Source organism: Stenotrophomonas sp. C-A (assembly GCF_054030835.1).
The window spans coordinates 3,552,387-3,575,887 of record NZ_CM132916.1 but is presented as its reverse complement, the minus strand read 5'-3'; the positions used below and the strand labels follow the sequence as shown (position 1 = coordinate 3,575,887).

The 23,501-nt window shown below is 67.1% G+C and carries 20 protein-coding genes; 15 read left to right on the top strand and 5 right to left on the bottom strand.

Translation table 11 applies throughout. From position 1 onward, the window contains the following. Window positions 1-29 precede the first annotated feature (29 nt). The 3 genes from ACW5IY_RS16750 to ACW5IY_RS16740 are packed head-to-tail and all read left to right on the top strand — an operon-like array spanning window position 30 to window position 8,513. Window positions 30-6,725 (top strand): Hpt domain-containing protein, encoded by a 6,696-nt coding sequence (locus ACW5IY_RS16750; RefSeq protein WP_049436814.1) that lies wholly within the window; start codon window positions 30-32, stop codon window positions 6,723-6,725. Continuing rightward, on the top strand, window positions 6,712-8,052 hold the full coding sequence (locus ACW5IY_RS16745; RefSeq protein WP_049436815.1) for a chemotaxis protein CheB: 1,341 nt from the start codon (window positions 6,712-6,714) through the stop codon (window positions 8,050-8,052). Before ACW5IY_RS16750 ends, ACW5IY_RS16745 begins: the two co-directional genes overlap by 14 nt. After that, the gene (locus tag ACW5IY_RS16740) at window positions 8,049-8,513 is read left to right on the top strand and encodes a chemotaxis protein CheW (protein ID WP_010482710.1); all 465 of its coding nucleotides are present in this window, start codon (window positions 8,049-8,051) and stop codon (window positions 8,511-8,513) included. Before ACW5IY_RS16745 ends, ACW5IY_RS16740 begins: the two co-directional genes overlap by 4 nt. A 212-nt stretch (window positions 8,514-8,725) precedes the next feature. On the opposite strand, the gene ACW5IY_RS16735 is transcribed toward ACW5IY_RS16740, so the two are convergent. Together ACW5IY_RS16735 and bioA are read right to left on the bottom strand one after the other, a co-directional pair. Continuing rightward, window positions 8,726-9,463: a 16S rRNA (uracil(1498)-N(3))-methyltransferase gene (locus tag ACW5IY_RS16735; RefSeq protein WP_049436816.1), complete on the bottom strand. Its 738-nt coding sequence runs from the start codon at window positions 9,461-9,463 to the stop codon at window positions 8,726-8,728. Next, window positions 9,454-10,845: an adenosylmethionine--8-amino-7-oxononanoate transaminase gene (gene bioA, locus ACW5IY_RS16730; RefSeq protein ID WP_049436817.1), complete on the bottom strand. Its 1,392-nt coding sequence runs from the start codon at window positions 10,843-10,845 to the stop codon at window positions 9,454-9,456. Before bioA ends, ACW5IY_RS16735 begins: the two co-directional genes overlap by 10 nt. A 77-nt stretch (window positions 10,846-10,922) precedes the next feature. Here bioA and nudE point away from each other — a divergent pair, with 77 nt between their 5' ends. From nudE to gcvH, 9 genes are all read left to right on the top strand, one after another. After that, window positions 10,923-11,486: an ADP compounds hydrolase NudE gene (gene nudE / locus ACW5IY_RS16725; protein WP_010482713.1), complete on the top strand. Its 564-nt coding sequence runs from the start codon at window positions 10,923-10,925 to the stop codon at window positions 11,484-11,486. Next, window positions 11,483-12,286, top strand: coding sequence for a 3'(2'),5'-bisphosphate nucleotidase CysQ (gene cysQ, locus ACW5IY_RS16720; RefSeq protein ID WP_049436818.1), 804 nt, complete (start codon window positions 11,483-11,485; stop codon window positions 12,284-12,286). Before nudE ends, cysQ begins: the two co-directional genes overlap by 4 nt. 13 nt (window positions 12,287-12,299) lie before the next feature. After that, the gene (mazG, locus tag ACW5IY_RS16715; RefSeq protein ID WP_049436819.1) at window positions 12,300-13,139 is read left to right on the top strand and encodes a nucleoside triphosphate pyrophosphohydrolase; all 840 of its coding nucleotides are present in this window, start codon (window positions 12,300-12,302) and stop codon (window positions 13,137-13,139) included. Next, window positions 13,136-13,465 (top strand): YnfA family protein, encoded by a 330-nt coding sequence (locus ACW5IY_RS16710; RefSeq protein WP_010482716.1) that lies wholly within the window; start codon window positions 13,136-13,138, stop codon window positions 13,463-13,465. Before mazG ends, ACW5IY_RS16710 begins: the two co-directional genes overlap by 4 nt. A gap of 161 nt (window positions 13,466-13,626) precedes the next feature. Continuing rightward, entirely contained in the window at window positions 13,627-13,929 is a 303-nt protein-coding gene (locus ACW5IY_RS16705) for a DUF962 domain-containing protein (protein ID WP_029550878.1), read from the top strand. A gap of 66 nt (window positions 13,930-13,995) precedes the next feature. Then, complete coding sequence (locus tag ACW5IY_RS16700) at window positions 13,996-14,955, top strand: SPFH domain-containing protein (protein ID WP_049436820.1); 960 nt, start codon at window positions 13,996-13,998, stop codon at window positions 14,953-14,955. Between the two features lies 1 nt (window position 14,956). Then, window positions 14,957-15,400 carry an NfeD family protein gene (locus tag ACW5IY_RS16695; RefSeq protein WP_010482721.1) on the top strand — a complete coding sequence of 148 codons (444 nt, stop codon included), beginning with the start codon at window positions 14,957-14,959 and terminating at the stop codon, window positions 15,398-15,400. A gap of 144 nt (window positions 15,401-15,544) precedes the next feature. Further along, the gene (gene gcvT, locus ACW5IY_RS16690) at window positions 15,545-16,657 is read left to right on the top strand and encodes a glycine cleavage system aminomethyltransferase GcvT (protein ID WP_049436821.1); all 1,113 of its coding nucleotides are present in this window, start codon (window positions 15,545-15,547) and stop codon (window positions 16,655-16,657) included. A gap of 93 nt (window positions 16,658-16,750) precedes the next feature. Then, window positions 16,751-17,146 (top strand): glycine cleavage system protein GcvH, encoded by a 396-nt coding sequence (gene gcvH, locus ACW5IY_RS16685; protein ID WP_010482723.1) that lies wholly within the window; start codon window positions 16,751-16,753, stop codon window positions 17,144-17,146. A 292-nt stretch (window positions 17,147-17,438) separates the two neighbouring features. Here gcvH and ACW5IY_RS16680 read toward each other — a convergent pair whose 3' ends face one another. Further along, the gene (locus tag ACW5IY_RS16680) at window positions 17,439-17,810 is read right to left on the bottom strand and encodes a hypothetical protein (protein ID WP_152906238.1); all 372 of its coding nucleotides are present in this window, start codon (window positions 17,808-17,810) and stop codon (window positions 17,439-17,441) included. Window positions 17,811-17,921: 111 nt separating this feature from the next. Here ACW5IY_RS16680 and ACW5IY_RS16675 point away from each other — a divergent pair, with 111 nt between their 5' ends. Then, complete coding sequence (locus ACW5IY_RS16675; protein ID WP_032130057.1) at window positions 17,922-18,440, top strand: hypothetical protein; 519 nt, start codon at window positions 17,922-17,924, stop codon at window positions 18,438-18,440. A gap of 120 nt (window positions 18,441-18,560) precedes the next feature. Here the strand turns inward: ACW5IY_RS16675 and ACW5IY_RS16670 are convergent, their stop codons facing one another. After that, window positions 18,561-19,454, bottom strand: coding sequence for a LysR family transcriptional regulator (locus tag ACW5IY_RS16670; protein WP_049436822.1), 894 nt, complete (start codon window positions 19,452-19,454; stop codon window positions 18,561-18,563). Between the two features lie 114 nt (window positions 19,455-19,568). Between ACW5IY_RS16670 and ACW5IY_RS16665 the strand changes: the two genes are divergently transcribed. Continuing rightward, entirely contained in the window at window positions 19,569-20,327 is a 759-nt protein-coding gene (locus tag ACW5IY_RS16665) for an SDR family NAD(P)-dependent oxidoreductase (protein WP_049436823.1), read from the top strand. 146 nt (window positions 20,328-20,473) lie between these two features. On the opposite strand, the gene ACW5IY_RS16660 is transcribed toward ACW5IY_RS16665, so the two are convergent. After that, the gene (locus ACW5IY_RS16660; RefSeq protein WP_049436824.1) at window positions 20,474-21,874 is read right to left on the bottom strand and encodes a serine hydrolase domain-containing protein; all 1,401 of its coding nucleotides are present in this window, start codon (window positions 21,872-21,874) and stop codon (window positions 20,474-20,476) included. Between the two features lie 286 nt (window positions 21,875-22,160). Between ACW5IY_RS16660 and ACW5IY_RS16655 the strand changes: the two genes are divergently transcribed. Then, window positions 22,161-23,489, top strand: coding sequence for an MFS transporter (locus tag ACW5IY_RS16655; protein ID WP_049436825.1), 1,329 nt, complete (start codon window positions 22,161-22,163; stop codon window positions 23,487-23,489). Window positions 23,490-23,501 lie beyond the last annotated feature (12 nt).

Here is a 23,501-nt window from a genome sequence, read left to right as displayed (position 1 = left end):
TTCCGCGCGGCGGCGAACGGAGCGCGTCCATGAGCAGTCTGCGCGATGCGATGAGCCACGCAGCGCTGGGTTGGGTCAAGCCTGAGCTGGACGAGACCCTGCGCCAGGTACGCAACGAGGTCGAGTACTACGCGGAAGACCCGGCCGATGCCAGCCGCATGCGCATCTGCGCCGGCTACCTGCACCAGGTGCAGGGCACCCTGCGCATGGTCGAACTGTATGCCCCGGCGATGGTGGCCGAGGAGCTTGAACAGCTGGCCAATGCCATCGGCGCTGGGGGTGTGGCCGATCGGGATGAAGCCTGCGCGACCCTGATGCGTGGCAGCGTGCTGCTGCCTGACTACCTGGAGCGCCTGCAGAACGGGCATCGCGATATCCCGATCGTGCTGATGCCGCTGCTCAACGAGATCCGTGCCGCACGTGGCGAAGAAGGCGTGCATGACAGCGTACTGCTGGCATTCGCACCGGACAGCGTCACCGCCACCGAGGCCGAGCTGGACCATGCCCGCGGCAGTCTGAGCGGGCGCAACCGCGAGCTGCTCGATACCGTGGGCAGTGCAGTGAAGGAAGAACTGCTGCGCATCAAGGATGCGCTGGACCTGCACCTGCGTACCGGCGGTGCGCCGGAGCAGCTGCAGACCCAGGCCAACGAGCTCGGTGCGGTGGCCGATACGCTGGGCATGATGGGCCTGGGCGTTGCCCGTGGCGTGGTCGTGCAGCAGCGTGATGCACTGCGTGGCGTGGTCGAAGGGCGCCAGCAGATCGACGAGAACCTGTTGCTGGATATCGCCGGGGCACTGCTGTACGTGGATGCCTCGCTGGATGACCAGGTTGCTCATCTGGGCGCCGGCGGCAGTGGCGCGGACGATCCGAGCGCGGTGGAGAACCGGCGCACGGTAGAAGTGCTGGCGCATGAGGCCATCGCCAACTTCGCCGCCGCGCGTGAGCACTTCGTCGCGTTCATTGAAACCAGCTGGAACCATGCCGAGCTGCAGGACGTGCCGCGCCTGCTGGGCGATGTCTCCGGCGCGCTGCGCATGCTGGATCTGGGCACGGCTGCCGATTACCTGCGCGGTGTGCAGCAGTACATCGAAGCCGAGCTGATCGGTCGCCAGCGCGTGCCCAGTGGCCGTCAGCTGGACACCCTGGCCGATGCCATGGCCAGCCTGGAGTACTACCTCGAAGCACTGCGCGACCGCCGCCCGGGCCGCGAGGACATTCTCGACATCACCCGCAGCAGCCTTGAAGCGCTGCGCTATTGGCCGTTGCCGGACCGCAATGCGGTGGAACCGGTTGCCGCCGCGCCGATTCCGTTTGCATCGCTGCTGATCGAACGCGAGCCGGTCGCGCTGCAGGCCGAGCCGTTGCAGCCGGAGCGCATCGAGATTCCGGTGCAGCCGGCCGCGCCTGCCGCCGGCACTGTGCCGGTGCCGCTGCCGGACTTTACCTTTGATCCGCCACCGGCCACGCCTGCACCGGAGGTGGTGGACAACAGCTTGATGTTCGGTGCGCTGGGGAGCGCTGCATCCGCACCGCTGTCGTTGCAGGACGACGCAGATGCGCCCTTGGTCTTCGCCGCCTCCAGCGCGCCTGCACCCGACGTGCCGCAATGGGATCTCGCACCGTTCCATTCCGACTCCGATCCGGCCGCGAGTGCCGAAGACGAGCGCAGTCCGACCTTCGCCAGCTTCGACCCGGTCAGTTTCGAACGGGCCGAAACCGGAGTGGGATCGGCGCCGCAGTGGACACTGTCGGAGGCAACGCCGCCGGCAGTGGCCGATGTGGCCGTGATGGCTGTCGAGGACGACGTCGAAGCGTCGGTGCCCTTCGACACCGCTGACTTTGCCGCGCCGGTGTTCGACCCGGTCGCTGCCGAGCACGATGCGGTTGCCGCCGGTGAGGACGTGGTATTCCGCTTCGACGCCGATGCGCTGGACAATGCCGACGACGTGCTGTCGCTGCACGCGATGGAGACGCTGTCGCTGGACGACGACGCCGGATTGCATCCGTCGCTGGAGATCGTCGATGCCGCCACGCCCCTGCGGGTAGACGAAAGCCCTGTGGTTGCCGGAGTGGACGCCGTTCCGGCGGATGTGCCGGAGGACGTGCCCGCGCCGATGGCCGAGGTGCTGGCGCCGGCCTCCGATGCACCGGCACCGGCGGTGTCGGTGATTGATATCGACACCATCGCACCCATCGATTTCAGCGAAGCCGACGCGCAGTTCTTTGCCGAGCTGAGCGCCGCGGCGGCCGACTTCAATCCGCAGGCCATGGCGGCTCCGCCCGCTGCGGACATCCCGGTCGTGGCTGGGACCGAGGCCGGCTTCGAGGCGGGCTTCGACGACGATGCCGAGAACATCGACGAGGACATCCGCGAGGTGTTCCTGGAAGAGTTCGACGACGAGCTGGCCAACCTTGGCACGCTGCTGCCGACATGGCGTGTGCAGCTGGACAACATGGACCGGCTGCGGCCGATCCGGCGCATCTTCCACACCCTCAAGGGCAGTGGCCGACTGGTCGGTGCACGCACCCTGGGTGAGTTCGCCTGGAAGATCGAAGGCATGCTCAACCGCGTGCTTGATGGCAGCCGCCCGGCCACTCCGGCCGTGCTGGCGATGGTCGATAGCGCACATGCCGCGCTGCCGCAGCTGAACGCCGCGCTGCGCCATGGCCAGCGCATCAGCGTGGACCTGCAGGCGATGCAGGCCATCGCCGATCGTGTCGGCGCCGGTGAGGAAACCTATTACGTGCCGCTGCCGGTAGCGGCCGCGCCTGTGGCACCGGTGGCCGAAGGCGAGGACGAGATCAGCCGCATCCTGGCGGCCGAAGCCATCGCGTCGGTGCAGGACGAAGCCGAGCCGGTGCCCGAGGCCGTGGGCACGCCAGCCAACATCGACAGCGTGCTGCGCGAGATCCTCGAAGCCGAAGTGGAAGTCCACCAGGCCACCCTGCAGGACTGGCTGCGCTCGGCGCAGCAGGCACCGCAGCCGGTCAGCGACGCGCTGCTGCGCGCAGTGCACACCATGAACGGCGCCTTCGCGATGACCGAAGTACCGGAAATCACGGCGGTCACCGGCGGTGCCGAGTCCTACATCAAGCGCGCGCTGGCCGCCGACGTGGTGCCTGGCGACGAAGGCGTTGCCGCACTGGATGCGACTGCGCAGGCGATCACCGCGACCATGGAGGCGCTGCAGGCCGAACAGCCGCGCATTGTTCCGCAGGGCGCGTTGGTGCAGCGGCTGCAGGCATTGGCCGGCGAGCTGCCGGAAGCACGCTGGCCGCTGTTCGCGCTGGAAGACGAGGATGAGGAGGGCGTCGAGCTGGCGGCTGATGTCGAGCAGGCATCCGAAGCCGAAGCGCCGCTGTCTGGGCTGGACGCGCTGGACGAAACCGGCATGCCGTCCGCTTTCGATGCGGCGCCCGATCTCATTGCCGAGCCGCAGCTGCTTGCCGAAGATGCGCTGGAACCGGTTCCAGCTGCAGCCGAGCCGCAGCCGCTGGATGTCGCGGCCGACAGCGGCCTGGACGTGGGCGAGCTGACCGCCAGCGACGATCTTTCGCGTTACTTCGACGCCGGCTGGGCGTCGGTGCCAGGCGAAGATGAACCTGCCGTGGCGGACATCGGCACGATTGAATCGATCCAGCCGGTCGAGAGTGCGCCTGTTGTCGAAGTGGCCGACGTAGATGCCGTGCCCACGATCGCGACGGTCGAAGACGCTGATCTGACCATGGCCGACGATCTGTCGCCGTACCTCGACGCCAGTGCGCTGCCGGTGGATGACCGTGACGCGGAAGAGCTGCCGGTGTCTGCGGATGTTGACGCGATCGACCTGAATACGTCGCTGTCATTTGATTCGGGCCGTGGCGATGACCGCGTCATTGACGACGCTGCTGCACTGCCACTCGACAGCGAGCTGTCGAGCCTGCAGGATGAAATGGCTGTGCCGGGTTTTGCAGAACCGGTCATGCTGGCAGCCGCGCTCGAGGCCGGCCTGCACGTGATCGAGGAAGAGCAGACCCTGGACGACGACGGGCAATGGCCCGTGATCGGCCTCCAGGCCAGCGAACTCGCGCCGGGCGAGGCAGATGCCTTTGCCGAGGATGCGGACGTCGGCGGGGAGGCGGCGGTCGGTGAAGGAGAGAGCGCCGATCAGCCGTCCCCGGCGACGGTGATTGAGGAGATCACCGCGGAGGCCCCGCAGGGCAGCGCTGCTGCGGTGCGCTTCTTCGAGATGGAAGAGGCGCCGGGCCAGGGCATGGTTGAAGCCGATGCCGACGCCGATGCCGAGATTGCAGAGGCCGACGTCACGCCCCGTGCGCCGCACCTCGAGCAGGCGCCTGATGCGGCCGATGCCGAAGACGGCGCCGACGCACTTGACTTCAGCGTGTACGACCGCGAGCTGGTCGATATCTTTGTCGATGAAGGCAAGGACCTGCTCGACCACTGTGATGGCCTGATCAGCGAACTGCGCGATGCACCGCAGGATCGCGAGGTGCTGGCCGGCCTGCAGCGTGACCTGCACACCCTCAAGGGGGGCGCGCGCATGGCCGGCATCAACGCCATCGGCGATCTCGGCCACAGCATCGAATCGCTGCTGGAAGCCGTCGCCGCCGGTCGCACCGAGATCGAGCGCCGTGATGTGCAGCTGCTGGAGCGTGGCTTCGATCGCCTGCACCAGCTGCTCACCCGCACCGGTGATCATCGCGTGGTGGAACCGGCGCAGGACCTGGTCGACGCGTTCGAAGTGCGTACCACCACCGATATCGCTGCGGCAGCGGCGGCCAACGTGGCGAGCGTCGCAGAAACCGACTCGGCACCGATCGCCAGCCCGGCTCCGGCACTGCTCGATGCGCCGTTGTCGGCACCGCTGCCGGCAGAAGGCGTGGTCGATGAAGATCCGCTGGCGCGTCCGCAGCAGGAGCAGGTGCGCGTGCGCGCCGACCTGCTCGACCGCCTGGTCAACCATGCCGGTGAAGTGGCGATCTACCGCTCGCGGCTTGAACAGCAGCTGGGTGCCTTCCGTGGTGCCATGGGCGAACTGGAGCGCACCAATGCGCGACTGCGCGACCAGTTGCGCCGACTCGACCTGGAAACCGAGGCGCAGATCGTCGCCCGCTACCAGCGCGAACAGGACCAAGCCGACCAGAAATTCGATCCGCTGGAACTGGACCGCTTCTCCACCCTGCAGCAGCTCAGCCGTGCGCTGAACGAGTCGGCGGCCGACCTGGGGGGCCTGCAGGGCGTGCTTGACGATCTGTCGCGCCAGTACGATTCGCTGCTGCAGCAGCAATCGCGCGTCAGCTCCGAGCTGCAGGATGGCCTGATGCGCGCGCGCATGGTGCCGTTCGACGGCCTGGTGCCGCGCCTGCGCCGCGTGGTCCGCCAGTCCGGCATGGATACCGGCAAGCAGGTTCACCTGACCCTGGAAGGTACCCACGGCGAACTGGACCGCAACGTCCTCGACCGCATGGTCGCGCCGCTGGAACACATGCTGCGCAACTCCGTGGCCCATGGCCTGGAAGCGCCGGAACAGCGCCGCGCCGCCGGCAAACCGGAGGAGGGCGAGATCGCCATCCGCCTGCACCGCGAAGGCTCGGAAATCGTGCTGGAAGTGGCCGACGACGGCGCTGGCCTGGACCGCGAAGCGATCCGCCGCCGCGCCATCGACCGCGGCCTGCTGGCCGCCGATGCGCAGCCGAACGAGCAGGAGCTGGACAACCTGATCTTCGCCTCCGGCTTCACCACCGCCGACCGGGTCAGCCAGCTGGCCGGTCGCGGCGTGGGCATGGACGTGGTGCGCAACGAAGTGCGCCAGCTCGGTGGCTCGGTCGACATCCAGTCGGTGCGTGGCCAGGGCGTGCGCTTCACCTTGCGCCTGCCGCAGACGCTGGCCGTCACCCAGGCGGTGTTCGTGCAGATCGGCGAAACCACCTTCGCCGTGCCGGTGGCCTCGGTCAGTGGTATCGGCCGCCTGTCGCGCGAGCGCTTCGAAGCCGCCGACAGCAGCTACCGCTACAGCGGCGAAGACTATCCGCTGTACGACCTTGGCAGCCTGGTCGGGCAGGCCCCGGCGCGTGCCGATGGCCAGGACCAGGTGCCGCTGCTGCTGGTCCGCGCCGGCGACCTGCGTGCTGCCGTGGCGATCGACCAGGTGCTGGGCAACCGCGAAATCGTGGTCAAGCCGGTCGGCCTGCAGATCGCATCGGTGCCGGGCATCTACGGCGCGACCATCACCGGCGATGGCCGCGTGGTGGTGATCCTGGACGTGGCGCCGCTGGTGCGCCGCTTCCTCGCCAACCCGACGCTGCCGGTGCTGGCCAACGCACCGCGCCAGGAGCGCCAGGTGCCGCTGGTGATGGTGGTGGACGACTCGCTGACCATGCGCAAGGTCACCGGCCGCATTCTCGAACGCCACAATTTCGAGGTCAGCGTTGCCCGCGACGGCGTGGAGGCGCTGGAGCGCCTGGAAGAGCGCGTGCCCGACCTGATGCTGCTGGATATCGAGATGCCGCGCATGGATGGTTACGAGCTCGCCACCGCGATGCGTGCCGACCCGCGCTACAGGGACGTGCCGATCGTGATGATCACTTCGCGCAGTGGTGACAAGCACCGCCAGCGCGCCTTCGAGATCGGTGTCCAGCGCTACCTGGGCAAGCCGTACCAGGAACTGGACCTGATGCGTAACGTGTACGACCTGCTGGGGATCGCCCGTGTCCGTGAGTGAAACCCAAACGGCTCCGGCCGTTGCCCTGCTGGCCCGTCCCGGCGCGGCGCGTGAGCGCCTGCGCGAGGCGTTGTCGCACGCCGATGTGCAGCTGGTGCTGGAAGATGATCCCAATACGCTGGACGTGCGGATCCTGCAGGAGGCGCGCCCGCAGTTCGTGGTGATCGCGCTGGAAGCCGCCATCGAAGATGCATTGGAGCGCCTGGAAGCGGTGCTGTCCGCACCGGGCCTGACCCTGGTCTTCGACGAGGCCGAGCTGGCCGCACGTCGTGATGGTTGGGAGGCTCAGCGCTGGGGCCGTCATCTGGCCGCCAAGCTGCATGGCCACCAGCAGGTGTTGCCGCCCGGGGCCGAAGAAGAACCCGGCCTGCAGCTGGAGCCGGGCCACCCGGCACCGCCGCCGGCGCCACAGGAAGAAGCGCTGCAGCCGCACCTGGACCAGGCATTGAGCTGGGCCGACGAGGTCCCCGCTGACAGCCTGTACTCTCCGCCCGCGCAGCTGCACGAACCGATCGCGCTGGAACAGGCACTGGCGGCGTTGCAGCCGGTCGTGCCTGAGCCGCTGGAGACCTCCGCACTGCCGTCGCTGGCAGAGACCGCACACGCAGCACCGCCCCTGCCGCCGGTCTCCTTCGACCACACCGCCTGGTCGCTGGTCGAGGATGGGGCCGATGCCCCGGCCGCCGCTCCGCACCACGCTGCAGTGGAGGCACCGCTGCCTTCCTTCGATACCGGTCATCTGAGCCTGGTCGATCTGGATGCCGCAGCGCCCGTGGGCGCACGCGCCGGATCGCTGCTGGTGCTGGCCGGCATCGGTGGCCCGGACGCGTTGCGTCGCCTGCTCGGCGCGCTGCCGTCTTCGCTGAGCGTGCCGGTCCTGGTGCACATGCGCCTGGATGGCGGGCGCTACGGCAACCTGGTCAAGCAGATGGCACGCGTGTCGCCGTTGCCGGTGCAGCTGGCCGAAGCCGGCCAGCGTGCAACACCCGGTGAAGTGCACGTGCTGGCCGATGACATTGGCGTGCAGGCAGCCAGTGACGGTCTGCATTTCGTCAGCGACGCGCAGGGTATTTCGATTGCCGCGCTGCCTGCTGACCACACTGCGCTGGTCCTGCTCAGCGGTGCCGATCTTGCGCATGTTGGTCCGGCGTTGGATCTGGCCGCCGCCGGCGCCTGGGTGGCCGGGCAGGTCGGCGAGGGCTGCTATGACCCTGCCGCAGCCACGGCGGTGGTCGCCGCTGGCATGGTGGCGGGTGAGCCACAGGAACTGGCGCAGGCCATCGCCTCGCGCTGGGGCTCGGAAGACGATAACGGAGAGGCACCATGAGCTATGCCAGCAATGACGAAATCCGCGGCGTCCTGATCCAGGCCGGCAACGAGCGCGTTCTGCTGCCCAATGCCACCGTGGCCGAAATGATGTCGCGCGTGCCGGTGCAGCCGGTCTCCGATGCGCCACGCTGGCTGGTTGGCGAAATCGGCTGGCACGGCTGGCAGGTGCCGCTGGTGTCGTTCGCACGCCTTTCGGGGCTGGGCGAAGAGGCGGTGGCCGGCCACAACAAAGTGGTGGTGCTGAAGGCCCTGAGCGGCAACGCACAGCGCCCCTACTATGCGCTGCTGACGCAGAATTTCCCGCAGCTGATCTCGGTGCCGCGCGACGGCCTGCTGGCCGACGCCTCAGAAGAAACCCTGCCGCAGATCGTGCACATGCGCGTGCTGCTGGGTGAGCAGAGCGCGCTGTTGCCGAACCTGGACGCACTGGAAGCCGCCCTGGATTCACTGGCGGCCTGATCCACCAAACGGTAGTGCCGGCTGCCGACCGGCACCGAGCCGAGCATGGCTCGGCTCTACAAGGAAACTGCAATCTGGCGCGGGCCCTGTAGAGCCGAGCCTACGCTCGGCTGCTGCCCTGGACGCGCTCGTCGCGGTAGTGCCGGCCGCTGGCCGGCAACCTCATGATCCCGTGGATGCCGGCCAGCGGCCGGCACTACAACGAATCAGCCTTATCCCAGATCGCCCAACCGCGCCTGCAGTGCCGCGATCGCGGCCAGCCCGGCGGTCTCGGTACGCAGGATGCGCGGGCCCAGCTGCAGGCCCTGGAAGCCTGCAGCCGTCAGCTGATCCCGGTCACGCGGCGACCACCCCCCTTCCGGACCGATTGCAATCACGATTCCCGCTGCAGGTGCAGCGTCCAGCGTCGACAGGCGATGGGCACCGAGCGGGTCCAGCGTCAACCGCAGCGTATCCACCGGTAGTGCTGCCGTCGCCTGCGCCAGCGACAGCGGCGAACCCACCTGCGGAATGCGCGCGCGCCCGGACTGGCCGCAGGCCGAGGTCACCACGTTGTTCCAGTGCGCCACGCGCTTCTCCGCCCGAGCTGCATCAAGCTTCACCTCAGTGCGCTCGGCGTTGACCGGAATGATCGCCGCCACGCCCAGTTCGGTGGCCTTCTGCAGGATCAGGTCCATCTTCTCGCCGCGCGCGATGCCCTGCAACAGGGTGATTGCCAGCGGCGATTCATTGTTGATGGCCTGCACGGCGTCGATGCGTACCTGCACCTCGCGTTTGCCGGCCACGGTCAGCGTCGCGCTGTAGTCGTTGCCATCGCCGTTGAACAGCACGCAGGTATCGCCTTCGCGCAGGCGCATCACACGCACCAGGTGGTTGGCGGCCTCTTCCGGCAGGGTCACGGTCTGGCCGCTGTGCAGCGCCAGGTCGATGGGGCAGCGGGTCACGCGCATGCAATCGCCTCGTCAATCGCCGCCAGCGTGGTATGTGCCAGCAGCTCCAGTTGTTCGTCGTCCACGCAGTAGGGTGGCATCCAGTACAGCACGTCTCCCAGCGGGCGCAGCACCACGCCGCGCTTCAAGGCGGCCTTGTAGGCGTGCAGGCCCAGCCGCATGGCCGGGTCGAACGGCGTGCGCCTGTTACCGTCGCGCGACAGCTCGAAGGCCACCACCATGCCGGCCTGGCGCACGTCGGCCACGTGCGGATGGTCGTTGAACGGTGCCGCCAGCGTACCCATCACGGAAGCGATGCTGCGGTTGCGGGCGATCACATCGTCGTCGCGGAAGATGTCCAGCGTCGCCAGCGCGGCCGCGCAGGCCAGCGGGTTGCCGGTGTAGCTGTGCGAGTGCAGGAACGCGCGCTCGCGCGAGTCGTCAAGGAAGGCGTCGTACAGCGCCTGCGTGGCCAGCACCGCGGCCAGCGGCAGGAAGCCGCCGGTCAGGCCCTTGGACAGGCACATCAGGTCCGGCATCACCCCGGCCTGTTCGCAGGCGAACAGGGTGCCGGTGCGGCCGAAGCCGGTGGCGATCTCGTCGGCGATCATGAACGCGCCATGCGCATCACACAGTTCGCGCACGCGCTGCAGGTACACCGGATCGTGCATGCGCATGCCGCCGGCACACTGCAGGCGCGGTTCCAGGATCACCGCGCAGATCTCGCCCGGATGCTGGTCGAACAGGGTGGCCAGGCCATCGGCGGCCTGGCGTGCGCGATCTGCTGCACTCTGGCCGGGCTCGGCCAGGTAAGCGTCGGGCGAGGGCGCGAACAGCCCCTCGGCCAGCAGCGGCGCGTAGACACGGCGATACAGCGGGATGTCACCCAGCGCCAGCGCGCCCAGGGTTTCGCCGTGGTAGCCGTTCTCCAGTGCGATGAAACGCGTGCGCCGCGATTCCCCACGGTTCTGGAAATACTGGAAGGCCATCTTCAGGGCCACTTCCACGCCGGCCGAGCCGTTGTCGGCGTAGAACACCTTGGCCAGCGGTTCGCGGCCAGGCTGGCGCGGGGCCAGGGCCAGCAGGCGTTCGGCCAGGGTAATGGCCGGCTCATGGCCGAAGCCGGCCAGCATCACCTGTTCCAGCTGCGTGGCCTGCGCCGCGATGGCGCCGCCGATGCGCGGCTCGGCATGGCCGAACAGGTTGGTCCACCAGCTGCTGACCGCATCCAGATAGCGATTGCCATCGTGGTCGATCAGCCAGGCACCTTCGCCACGGGCGATCGGCACCAGCGGCAGGGTGTGCGGATGCTCGCGCATCTGCGTGCAGGGGTGCCACAGCACCTGCAGGTCGCGCTGCCGCCAATGGTGGGCCAGCGGGGAGGGGGTTGGGTCTGCTAGCATTTCGGGCTCATGAACATGTTGCTGCCTGCACATTCTATCGGCCCCGGCGCAGGCGCCGGCCGCCGCGGAGATTCCGCATGAACGATGACCGTGCCGGCCGTCGCTTGCCGATCATCCATCGGATCACCGATGAGGAGAACGGTCCCTTCCAGCGCCAGCACCTGGACCTGGAGTTCTCCAACGGCGAACGCCGCCGCTTCGAGCGCCTGGTCAGCCGTGGCCATGGTGCGGTGGTGGTGGTGCCGATGCTCGACGACGAGACCGTGCTGCTGGTACGTGAATACGCCGCAGGCATGCACCGCTACGAACTGGGCCTGGTCAAGGGCCGGATCGATGCCGGCGAGACTCCCGAGCAGGCTGCGGACCGCGAACTGAAGGAAGAGGCCGGTTACGGTGCGCGCCGGGTCGACGTGCTGCGCGCAATGACCCTTGCCCCGACCTATATGAGCCACCAGTCGTGGCTGGTGGTGGCGCGCGACCTGTACCCGGAAAAGCTGGCCGGCGACGAGCCGGAAGAACTGGAAGTTGTCCCGTGGAAGCTGGCCGAGCTGGACCAGCTGATGCTGCGTGAGGACTTCTCCGAGGGACGCTCGCTGGCGGCGCTGTTCATCGCCCGCCAGTGGCTGCAGGGATTGCGATGATCAAACTGACCACGGACCTGCGCGAGACCGCCATCGCCATCGCCCAGGAAGCCGGACAGGCCATCATGCAGGTCTATGCCGATGGCTTCGACGTGCAGATCAAGGACGACAACAGCCCGGTCACCGGTGCCGACCTGGCGGCCAACCAGGTCATTGAACAGGGCCTGCAGCAGCTGACCCCGGACCTGCCGATCCTGTCCGAGGAATCGGCGCAGGTGGGCTGGGAGCAGCGCCGCCACTGGGGGGCCTACTGGCTGGTCGACCCGCTCGACGGCACCCGCGAGTTCGTCAAGCGCAACGGCGAGTTCAGCGTCAACATCGCGTTGATCTACCAGGGCGCACCGGCTTTCGGCGTGGTGCTGGCCCCGGTCACCGGCATCGTCTGGCATGCCATGCGCGGCGAGCTGGCCTATCGCCGGCAGGGCCTGCACGACACCGTGCTGCGCACCCGTACGCCGGCCACCGCACCGTTGCGGGTTGCCGCCAGCCGTTCGCACCGCTCACCGGAAACCGAGGCGCTGCTGGCGAGGATGGGCCGCATCGAGACCATCGCGCAGGGCTCGTCGCTGAAATTCTGCCGGATCGCCGAAGGTGGCCTGGATGTCTATCCGCGGCTGGGTCCGACCTCCGAATGGGATACCGCCGCCGGCCAGTGCGTTCTGCACGCCGCCGGTGGTGCGGTACTGTCGGCCGCGACCGGCAAGCCGTTCCGTTACAACCGCCGCGAAACCCTGTTGAACGGCGATTTCATTGCCCTTGGTGATACCAGCCTGCCGTGGCGCGACTGGTTGTCCGATTGACCCTGGAGGCCGCATGAGCGCGCATGACACCCCCACCGCCGGTAGTGCAGCCAGCAACGAACTGGAGCGCCTGCTGGCGATCATGGCGCGCCTGCGCGACCCGCAGGGCGGCTGCCCGTGGGACCTGGAACAGAACTTCGCGACCATCGCGCCGTACACCATCGAGGAAGCCTACGAGGTGGCCGATGCGATCGACCGCGGCGACCTCGACGACCTGTGCGACGAGCTGGGCGACCTGTTGCTGCAGGTGGTGTTCCATGCGCGCATGGCCGAAGAGCAGGGCAGCTTCGCCTTCGCAGACGTGGCCCGCGCGATCAGCGACAAGATGCAGCGCCGCCACCCCCACGTGTTCGCCGAGGTCAGCGTCGATGATGCCGACGGGGTGATGCGCAACTGGGAGGCGATCAAGCGCGCCGAGCGCGCCGCCAAGGGCGAGCAGGACACCTCCGCGCTGGCCGGCATCTCGCGCGGCCTGCCGGAATGGCAGCGGGCAGTGAAGCTGCAGTCGCGCGCGGCCAAGGTCGGCTTCGACTGGCCGGGCCCGTTGCCGGTGCTGGACAAGGCTGCCGAGGAACTGCAGGAGCTGCGCGAGGAGTTCGAGCGCGGCGATATCGCCGGCAACAAGGCGCGCCTGCAGGAAGAACTGGGCGACCTGCTGTTCGTCTGCGCCAACCTGGCGCGCCACGCCGATATCGATCTGGGTGCGGCGCTGCGCGGGGCCAACCACAAGTTCGAACGTCGCTTCCGTGCGATGGAAGCGCAGGCCGATGCGCAGGGTGGGGCGCTGGCTGCGATGGACCTGGAGGCGCAGGAAGCGCTCTGGCAGCACGCCAAGGCGGCGGAGAAGGCGTGAAGACACTCGGCCTGTTCCTGCTGACGGCGCTTGCCGAGATCGTCGGCTGCTACCTGCCGTGGTTGTGGCTGCGCAAGGGCGGCAGCATCTGGCTGCTGCTGCCGGCGGCCGCCAGCCTGGCCCTGTTCGCCTGGCTGTTGACCCTGCATCCGACCGCCAGTGGTCGGGTCTATGCCGCCTACGGTGGCGTCTACATCGGCACCGCGCTGTTCTGGCTGTGGCTGGTCGATGGCATCCGTCCCAGCCGCTGGGACCTGTTCGGCGCCGCGCTGTGCCTGGCCGGCATGGCGGTGATCATGTTCGGGCCGCGCACCTCATCGGTGTAGGTCCGGGCAAGGCGGTTCTGTAGAGCCGAGCCCACGCTCGGCTGCTCTTCTTTCCGACCGCGCTGGCACGCGCAAGCCGAGCATGGTTCGGTGCTGCAAGGCAGCGCAGCGCCCCCCGAAAGGCGCATGATGGGCCTGACCACGGCCCCCGGAGCATGCGCATGTCCCGCTTCGCCAGCTTCCGCGAGTTCTATCCGTTCTATCTCAGCGAGCACCGCCACCCGGTATCGCGCCGGCTGCACTTCATCGGCAGCTGCGGCGTACTGCTGCTGGTCGCGGCAGCGATCCTGCGTGGGCAACCGATGCTGCTGCTGGCCGCCCTGTTCTGCGGTTACAGCTGCGCCTGGGTCGGCCATTTCTTTTTCGAGAAGAACCGCCCGGCCACCTTCCAGCACCCGCTGTACTCGTTCATGGGCGACTGGGTGATGTTCGCCGACATCCTGCGCGGGCGCGTGCCCTGGTAGCGCCGCTGTGAATGCGGCCTTCACGCGCTATGCTGGGGCCTGGACGTCATCGATAAGGAAAGCAAGATGTTCCCGACCATGTTCTTTACCGTGGTACTGGCCTTCGTGGCCGTGGTGATCCTGTTCAAGGCGGTACGGATGGTGCCCCAGGGCTACGAGTGGACCGTCGAGCGCTTCGGGCGCTACACGCACACCATGACCCCCGGCCTGCATTTCCTGATCCCGATCGTGTACGGGGTGGGGCGCAAGGTGAACATGATGGAGCAGGTGCTGGATGTGCCCAGCCAGGAAGTGATCACCAAGGACAACGCCGCCGTGCGCGTGGACGGTGTGGTGTTCTTCCAGGTCCTGGATGCCGCCAAGGCCGCCTATGAGGTGGCCAACCTGGAAGTGGCGATGATCGCCCTGGTGCAGACCAACATCCGTACCGTGATCGGTTCGATGGACCTGGACGAATCGCTCAGCCAGCGCGAGGTGATCAATGCCCAGCTGCTGAGCGTGGTCGACCATGCCACCAATCCCTGGGGCGTGAAGGTCAACCGCATCGAGATCCGCGACATCCAGCCGCCGCGCGATCTGCTGGACGCGATGGCGCGGCAGATGAAGGCCGAGCGCGAAAAGCGCGCGCAGATCCTCGAGGCAGAGGGTTCACGCCAGTCGGAGATCCTGCGCGCCGATGGCGAAAAGCAGGCGACCGTGCTGGAGGCCGAAGGCCGTCGCGAAGCTGCATTCCGCGATGCCGAGGCGCGCGAGCGCCTGGCCGAGGCCGAAGCGATGGCGACCAAGGTGGTGTCGGCGGCGATTGCCGAGGGTGACGTGCAGGCGATCAACTACTTTGTTGCGCAGAAGTACGTGGAAGCGTTCAAGGAACTGGCCAGTTCGCCGAACCAGAAGCTGGTGCTGATGCCGATGGAGGCCAGTGGCGTGATCGGTTCGATCGCGGGCGTGGCCGAACTGGCGAAGCAGGCGCTGGCCAGCCAGGACAACAAGGCCGTCGGCAAGCGGCCGCCGCCGCTCGGAGGCTGACATGCGTTGGGAAGTCGTCGGTTGGGGCGCGTTGGCGCTGCTGCTGTTCGCGGCCGAAGCGCTGGCGCCGGGTGCGTTCATGCTGTGGATCGGCATTGGCGCGGCGGCGGTGTTCGTACTGGTCGCGGTGTTCAGCGACATTCCGCTGCTGTGGCAGGTGATCGCTTTCGTCCTGCTGAGTGTGGTCTCGATCCAGTGCTACCGGCGCTGGGGGCGGCCGCGGGCACGGCCCAGCGATGCGCCGTTGCTCAACCGCCGCGCCGAGCAGCTGGTCGGCCGGGAGGTGGTACTGCAGCAGGGCATCGTCGGTGGCCAGGGACGGGTCAGCATTGACGATGCGTCCTGGCAGGTGAGCGGTCCGGAGCTGCCTGCGGGTACGTGGGTGCGGGTGCGCAGCGTGCAGGGCACGGTGCTGGTGGTCGAGGACGCAGGCCGCCCCCTGTAGAGCCGAGCCCACGCTCGGCTCCCACACGAAGAGCAGCCGGGCATGGGCTCGGCTCTACAGCGCCGGCGCTGCGCTGCGGCACGCCTGCGGGCGACCGATCTGGGATAATGGGGATTCTTGTTTCCTCTGCTGCCGGACCCGGTCATGACCCAGAAGACGCTGCTCAACGATACCCACCGCGCCCTTGGCGCCAAGATGGTCGATTTCGGGGGTTGGGACATGCCCATCCACTACGGCTCGCAGCTGGACGAGCACCACCTGGTGCGTCGCGAGTCCGGTGTGTTCGACGTCAGCCACATGACGGTGGTCGACCTGCGCGGTGACCAGGTCAAGCCGTTCCTGCGCCGCCTGCTGGCCAACTCGGTCGACAAGCTGAAGGTGACCGGCAAGGCGCTGTACTCGTGCATGCTGAACCCGCGCGGCGGCGTCATCGACGACCTGATCGTCTACTACCTGGGCGACGATTTCTTCCGCATGGTGGTCAATGCCTCCACCCGCGAGAAGGACCTGGCCTGGCTGCGCGAGCAGGCTGCGCCGTTCGGCGTCACCGTCGAGCAGCGCCCGGACCTGGCCATCCTGGCCGTGCAGGGACCGCAGGCGCGCGACATCGTGATCGGCCTGGCGCGTGATGCGGACCGTCAGGCGCTGACCAAGCTGGGCCGTTTCGCCGCCCTGCAGGTGCAGTCCGATGACGGCGTCGAACTGTTCGTCGCCCGTACCGGTTACACCGGCGAAGACGGTTTCGAGATCCTGCTGCCGCAGGACGCCGTGGTCGCGTTCTGGAACCGCCTGCTGGCGGCGGGCGTGAAGCCGGCCGGCCTCGGCGCACGCGACACGCTGCGCCTGGAAGCCGGCATGAACCTGTACGGCCAGGACATGGACGAAGAGATCAGCCCGTACGAAGCGGCGCTGGCCTGGACCGTGTCGCTGGACGAAGGCCGCGACTTCATCGGCCGCGACGTGCTGGAAGCGCAGAAGGCCGCCGGCACCGCACGCCAGATGATCGGCCTGGTGATGGACGAGAAGGGCGTGCTGCGCCACGGCCAGGCGGTGACCACCGCGGGCGGCCAGGGCGAGATCCTGTCCGGCACCTTCTCGCCGACCCTGGCCAAGGGCATCGCCTTCGCCCGCGTACCGGCCGGTGAACTCGGCGAGGTCACCGTCGACATCCGCGGCCGGCAGGTACCGGTACGCGTGGTCAAGTTCCCGTTCGTGCGCGAAGGCCAGGCCCAGCCCGGCGTGCTCGCCGACGCCTGATCCGAAACTGCCGATCGTCACTGACAGCAGTGGCGGCCGGTTGGTTACACTAGCCCCGTTTTTTCCACCCCTGCATATCTCTGGAGCAGTCCCATGAGCGAGATCCCCGGCGACCTCAAGTTCCTCAAGTCCCATGAGTGGGCCCGTGTCGAAGGCAATGGCCGTGTCACCGTCGGTATTTCCGACCACGCCCAGGGCCTGCTGGGTGACCTGGTCTACGTCGAACTGCCGGAAGTCGGCGCCGACGCAAAGGCTGGCGAGCAGATCGCCGTTGTCGAGTCGGTGAAGGCCGCCTCGGACGTCTACAGCCCGATCAGCGGCAAGGTCGTCGAGGTCAACTCGGCGCTGTCCGACAAGCCGGAAACCATCAATGAAGATGCCTACGGCGAGGGCTGGATGTTCGTGGTCGAACTGACCAACGCCGAAGAGCTCAACGAACTGCTGGATCCGGACGCGTATGCCGAAGCCCTGGAAAACGACGACCACTGAGTCGTCACTTCCGGGTTCTGGAACGGCCACCTTCGGGTGGCCGTTTTTGTTTTGGCGAGTGCGTTGGACTCATGACGGCGGGTTCGCTCTGCACCCTCGGCGTGGCATCAGCCGACAGACGAACGGCGCTGATCGGCGTGCGCAGTTTTGCGCAAATCCGCGTTTCCACCCCGCGCCGAAGCGATCAGATGTGAAAACTTTTCGCCCCCCGTTGCGGCCCCGTTGTGCTGGCGTTGGCGACGGTGCCGGTGACCATCGGCGATGCGCTCGCGCTGTTGCGCCTCACCTGCGCCTATCTGCGCGGAGTGCTTATTTCAAGTGTTTTTTGATCAACGTCTGCATCGACATCGATGCAGACAACGCGCGTGCGCGCCGCTTCCACCGTCGTTGCAGGCCGTGCGGAGCGGTGGTGCAGGCGGCGTCCGGGATGGCGCGGATGTGAAAATTTTTCGCGGGGGTTGTTGACAGTAAAAAAAACCGTGATTAGGTTTCGCCTCAGCAGACCTTGCCTGCCCAACCGAGTGCGCAGAATCAATCGTCCGATGCGAAGCAGCCCCTTCAAGACCACCGCGACCCTGATGACGGTGGACATGGCCCCGCTTCCCCCGGAGAAATGCAAGGCAACTCCCATTCCGATGTCCGCTCCGCCGATCGAGGCGGGCATTGCCGCATCCGTAACGGCGCGCCTGACGCGCCGGCGGTCCCCGCACGCAGCATCCGCGGGTTTGATCCAACTGGGCGTTTCAACTCCCTATCACTGACGAGGAGCCATCCCATGGCAACCAAGAAAGCTGCGAAGAAGAAGCCCGCCGCCAAGAAAGCGGTGAAGAAGGTCGCGAAGAAGGCTGCTGCCAAGAAGGCAGTGAAGAAGGTCGCGAAGAAGGCGACCGCCAAGAAGGCAGTGAAGAAGGCTGCGAAGAAGGTCGCCAAGAAGACCACTGCGAAGAAGGCAGTGAAGAAGGCGGCGAAGAAGGTAGCCAAGAAGTCCACTGCCAAGAAGGCCGTCAAGAAGACCGCGAAGAAGGCGGTCAAGAAGGTAGCCAAGAAGGCCACCAAGAAGACTGCCAAGAAGGCAACGGCCCGCAAGCCGGCCAAGAAGGTCGCGAAGAAGGCGACTGCCAAGAAGGCCGTCAAGAAGACCGCCAAGAAGGCAGTAAAGAAGACCGCGAAGAAGGCCACCAAGAAGGCTGCCCCGAAGAAGGCAGCGAAGAAGGTTGCCAAGCGCAAGCCGGCCGCCCGCAAGAAGAAGGCCGCTCCGGTCGCTCTGCCGGCAACCCCGGCGCCGCTGATCTAAGTACTTCCCGATAGCCGCATCCTGAAACCCCCTTCCCTGGCTGCCCAGCGGGGAGGGGGTTTTTTTATGGAGCGGTTTGTAGCGTCAGGCCATGCCCGACGGCTTTTCTGACGGTCGACGCTAGCGGTGCGGCGCCGGTGGAAAGCGCTCCACCAGGAAGTCCAGGAAGCTGCGCAGGCGGGTCGAGTGGTAGCGATCGTGGGCGTAGACCACGTGCATCGGCCGACCGGTCTGGCCATGTTCCGGGAACAGCTGCACCAGGCGTCCGGCGTCGACGTCGGCAGCCAGCAGCAGTGCCGACTGCAGCACGATGCCCAGCCCATGCAGCGCCGCCGTGCGCAGTGCTTCGCCGTTGTTGATCTGCAGCCGGCCGTCGGGCACACGCTCAAGCCCGCCAGCATCGACCTGCAGCCACTGCGCCAGTGCGCTGGGTTCGAAGGACAGGCATTGGTGCCGGGCAAGCGCCTGCAGGTCGGAGGGCGTACCGTGCCGGGCGAGGTATCCGGGCGATGCGCACATCATCAAGCGATACGGTGCCAGCGCACGCGCCACCAGCATGCTGCTGTCGGCCAGCGTGCCGATGCGCAGCGCTGCTTCGAAACCCTCCTCGGCGAGGTCGACCACGCGGTCGGTCAGCGTGGCTTCGACCCGGACCTCCGGATGGCGCGCCATGTACTCGGCCAGTGCCGGTACCAGCGCATGCGTGCCGAAGATCACCGGCGCACTGATGCGCAGCGTACCCGCCGGTGCCAGTTGCTGGTGCTGCGCCTGCGCGTCGGTTTCTTCCACCAGGCGCAGGATCTCCCGGCAGCGGATGTAGTAGTCCTCGCCGAAGGGCGTCATATGCTGGCGCCGGGTGGTACGGCTCAACAACTGCATGCCCAACCGTGCTTCCAATGCACGCAGGTGCTTACCGGCCATCGTCGCGGAGATATCCATCGCCGCCGCCGCTGCACTGAGACTGCCCTTGTCCACGATCAGCACGTAGACCTGCATGCTCTCCAGCAGGTTCATCTGACACTCCGGGTGTTGAATGCTGAAACCTGCGCGGAGTTTATCAATCAGGGGTGATCAAACAGCATGTCGTGCAAGGGCTGGATTGGCCGGCCACGTGGACAGGAGAACACCATGGACTTGAATCTTGCAGGCCGTACCGCATTGGTGACGGGCGCGGCCAGCGGCATCGGTGCCGCCGTCGCCAGGCAGCTGGCTGCCCAGGGCGTGCGCGTCGCCATCACGTCGCGGCAGCGCGACCCCCTGCAGGCGCTGGCAGCGCGGATCGAAACCGAAGGCGGCGCGGCACCGGTCATCGTGGTCGGCGATGTCACCGTCGCCGGCGACGTCCGGTCCATCGCGGAGGCATCCCGGGAGGCATTGCAGCACGTGGACATCCTGGTCAATGCCGCAGGGGGCTCCCGGCCGACCACGGTTGATGCCGATGACGAGGTCTGGGAGGAAGCGATCGCCCTGAACTTCTCCGCCGCACGACGGCTGACCCAGGCACTGCTGCCAGCGATGCGGGCGCAGGGATGGGGGCGGGTGATCAATTTCAGCGGTTCGATGGAGCCACGTTCGGTGAATGCCGCCACCGCAGCGAAGGCGGCGCTTCATCTGTGGAGCAAGGGGTTGTCGTCGGAGGTGGCCGGGCAGGGCATTACGGTGAATGCGATTGCACCGGGGCGCATCAACAGCCCGCAGATCCTGGACCGCCTGCATCCCACCGAGGAAAGCCGGCGCGCGTTCATTGCACGCAACATTCCGATCGGGCGCTTCGGTGAGCCGGACGAAGTGGCGCCGCTGGTGGCCTTCCTGGCTTCGCCGCTGGCCGGCTACATCACCGGCGCGGTGATTCCGGTGGATGGCGGCATGCACTACTTCGCGCACTAGCGCTCCGGAACTGCTCTTCGCATTTGTAGCGTCGAGCCGTGCTCGACTGCTTTGCCCGAACAGTCGAGCACGGCTCGACGCTACAAGAGCCAACAAAAAGGGCGACCCGCAGGCCGCCCCTTCCACTCACGGTCGAGCCCGCCAACTCAGCGCGGCGAGGCCACCGCGCGGTTGCTCGAGGCACCCTTGCCCTTGCGCTTGTCCTGCTGCGCCGGGCTTGCGCCCTCGGCCATCAGGTTGTCGCTGCCGAAGTCGGTGTCCACATCCAGCCAGCGCTGCGTCGGCAGGCCGAGCGCGGAATCGAGCACGGTCGGCAGCAGGCCGCTGGGCAGGCCGCTTTCGCCGTTCCACATGATGGCGATGCCGAGATCGCGCTCCGGCACCAGCGCGACCAGGCCGCGATATCCCTGCACGGCACCGGCATGGAACACCACGTCGTGGCCGGCGTAGTCGAAGGTGCGCCAGCCCAGTGCGTAGCCGGCCGAATGCAGGCGCTCGCGGCGCCAGCCCGAACGCATTTCGCCCGGGGTGTTGATCAGGCTCGAATGCAGGGTGGCCAGCAGCGGTGCCGGCAGCACGTCCGGGCGGTGGCCGGTGTGGGCCAGCAGCCATTGCGCCATGTCGCTGGCGCTGGCGTTGACGCCGGCGGCCGGGGCGACGCGGTAGTAGGTCGGCTTCGGAGTCAGCGACACCCAGCCATTGCGGCTGCGCACGTGCGGACGCGCCCAGCGCGAGCTGGCCTGGATGCCGGCCAGGCCAAGGCTGGCATCGTTCATGCCCAGCGGCTTGAAGATGCGGCGCTCGACCGACTGCTCGTAGAAGCTGCCGGAGGCCGCGTAGACGACGTCGCCGATCAGGCTGAAGGCCACGTTCTGGTAGGCGTAGCAGTCGCCCGGCAGGCACTTCAGGCTGGTGTTGGCCAGTTTCTGGGTCAGCGAGTAGTACTCGGCGTTGCCTTCGATGTCGCGGTCGTAGGCGTTGTAGGGCAGGCCGACGCGATGGCTGAGCACGTCGGCCACGGTCAGGCGATCGGTCGCTTCCGGCGAGTTCAGGCGGAAGCCCGGCACATAGTCGGTGACCTTGCTGTCCCAGCGCAGCGTGCCGTCGTTGACCAGCAGGCCGGCCATGGTGCCGGCGAAGGCCTTGGACAGCGAGGCCAGGCGGAACACGGTGTGGGCGTCGACCGGCAGCGGGTTGTTGACGTCGGTGACGCCATAGCCACGCGCGCTGAGCACACGGCCACCCTGCACGATCGCCACCGCCATGCCGGGCACGCGCTCGCCATAGGTGAGCTGCTGCGCCATCGACTCGATGTTGGCCACGTTGAAGCCGGCCGCCGGCAGCTGCACCTGCGGCACCAGGCCGGTGCGGTAGGCCGCCGGTTGGGTGTGGGCGACGGCGGAGGCCGCAGCGGACTCGATGTTGGCCGGCATCGGCGGCAATGGCGGCGGGGTCTGCGCGGTGGTGGACAAGGCAACGGGCATCAACATGCCCAGCAAACCGGTGGCCGCCGAACGGATCGGACGACGCAGGCTGTTCTTTTTCATCGTGGAGACCCGTGCGCGACTGCTGATGGCGATTCTAGCGCCGCTTTTCCCTTGTGCACAAACAAAGCGAAGATGAATGCGCATCTCGTTGAAAAAGTTGGAATTTTGACGCCCCGAAAGCATGTATCGGAACGTGTCGTACGGGTGGGGCCGTGACACTGCGTTGCAGGTTTCTGCGTGGCTGCTGCTGGCGATGTTGCAGTGCATTGGCTAACGTACGCGCTTCACCGCCCCCGGAGCCTGCCATGCCGCTGTCCAACCGCCGTCTTCTGGCGAGGGACGCCGCGTGAGCGCGGTGAAGGGCAAGGGGCCGCTGCGCGGGCTGACGGTGGCACTGCGTGAGTCGCCGGCGCTGTGGTGGTCGTTCCTGTACTTCTTCTGCCTGCTCAGTGGCTACTACGTGCTGCGCCCGGTGCGTGAGGCGATGGCTGCCTCGGCTGACCTGGATACCGTGTTCCCGCCGATGCTGATCGCCTGGTTTGCCAGCCATGGCATCGCGCTGAAGGACTTCGTCCTGCAGTTCCTGTTCTCCTGCGTGTTCGTGATCATGCTGGTACTGCAGCCGGTGTACGGCTGGCTGGTCAGCCGCTTCCCGCGGCGGGTGTTCCTGCCGGCGGTGTATGGGTTCTTCATCGTCACTCTGCTGGTTTTCTATGCGTTGTTCGATAGCAACGTGCCGGGGCGCGGCATGGCCTTCTTCTTCTGGATCAGCGTTTTCAACCTGTTCGCGGTGGCGGTGTTCTGGAGCTTCATGGCCGACGTCTTTTCAAACGCGCAGGCGCGTGCCTTCTACGGATACATCGGCGCGGCCGGCACCATCGGTGCCTTCCTCGGGCCGTTCATCACCAGTGTGCTGGTGCAGCGGGTGGGTATTGCCAACCTGATGCTGGTATCCACCGGATTCCTGATGGTCTGCCTGTTCTGCATCTGGCGCTTGCGGCACTGGGCGGTGCTGCGCGAGCGTGAGCAGCGGCTGGTGTCGGGAGAAAAACCGATGGGCGGTAGTGTGCTCGACGGCCTCAAGCTGATCGTTCGCGAACCCCTGCTGCGTTGGCTGGCGATCATGGTGCTGTTCGGTGTGGGCATTGGCACCCTTCTGTACAACCAGCAGGCCACTATCGTGCGTGCCTCATTCAATGATGCAGGCGCCGCCACCGCGTTCTTCTCGCGCATCGACCTGGCAGTGAACGCACTGGCGCTGCTGATGCAGCTGGGCCTGACCCGCTGGCTGCTGTCGCGCCACGGCATCGCGCCGGCCCTGTTGATCCCTGGCTTTGCGATCCTGATCGGCTTCTCGGTGCTTGCCGCTTCACCCATGCCGTTGATGGTGGCCGTGGTGCAGGTGATGACCCGCGCCAGCGAGTTCGCATTGGCCAAGCCGGCACGTGAAACCATCTATACCCGCGTGGACCGGCAGTGGCGTTACAAGGCCGGCGCGGCCATCGATACGGTGGTGTACCGCGGCGCGGACCTGAGCTTTGCGTGGGTGCACAAGGGCTTGTCGCTGTTTGGTTCACATGTGGTGTTCATCGGTGGCGTGGTGGTTGCCGCGTGCATGACCGCCGCCGCGTTTCGTGTACTGCGCGAAGAAAAAAAGCTGCCGCGCGACCGCTGATCCCGTCCAGTC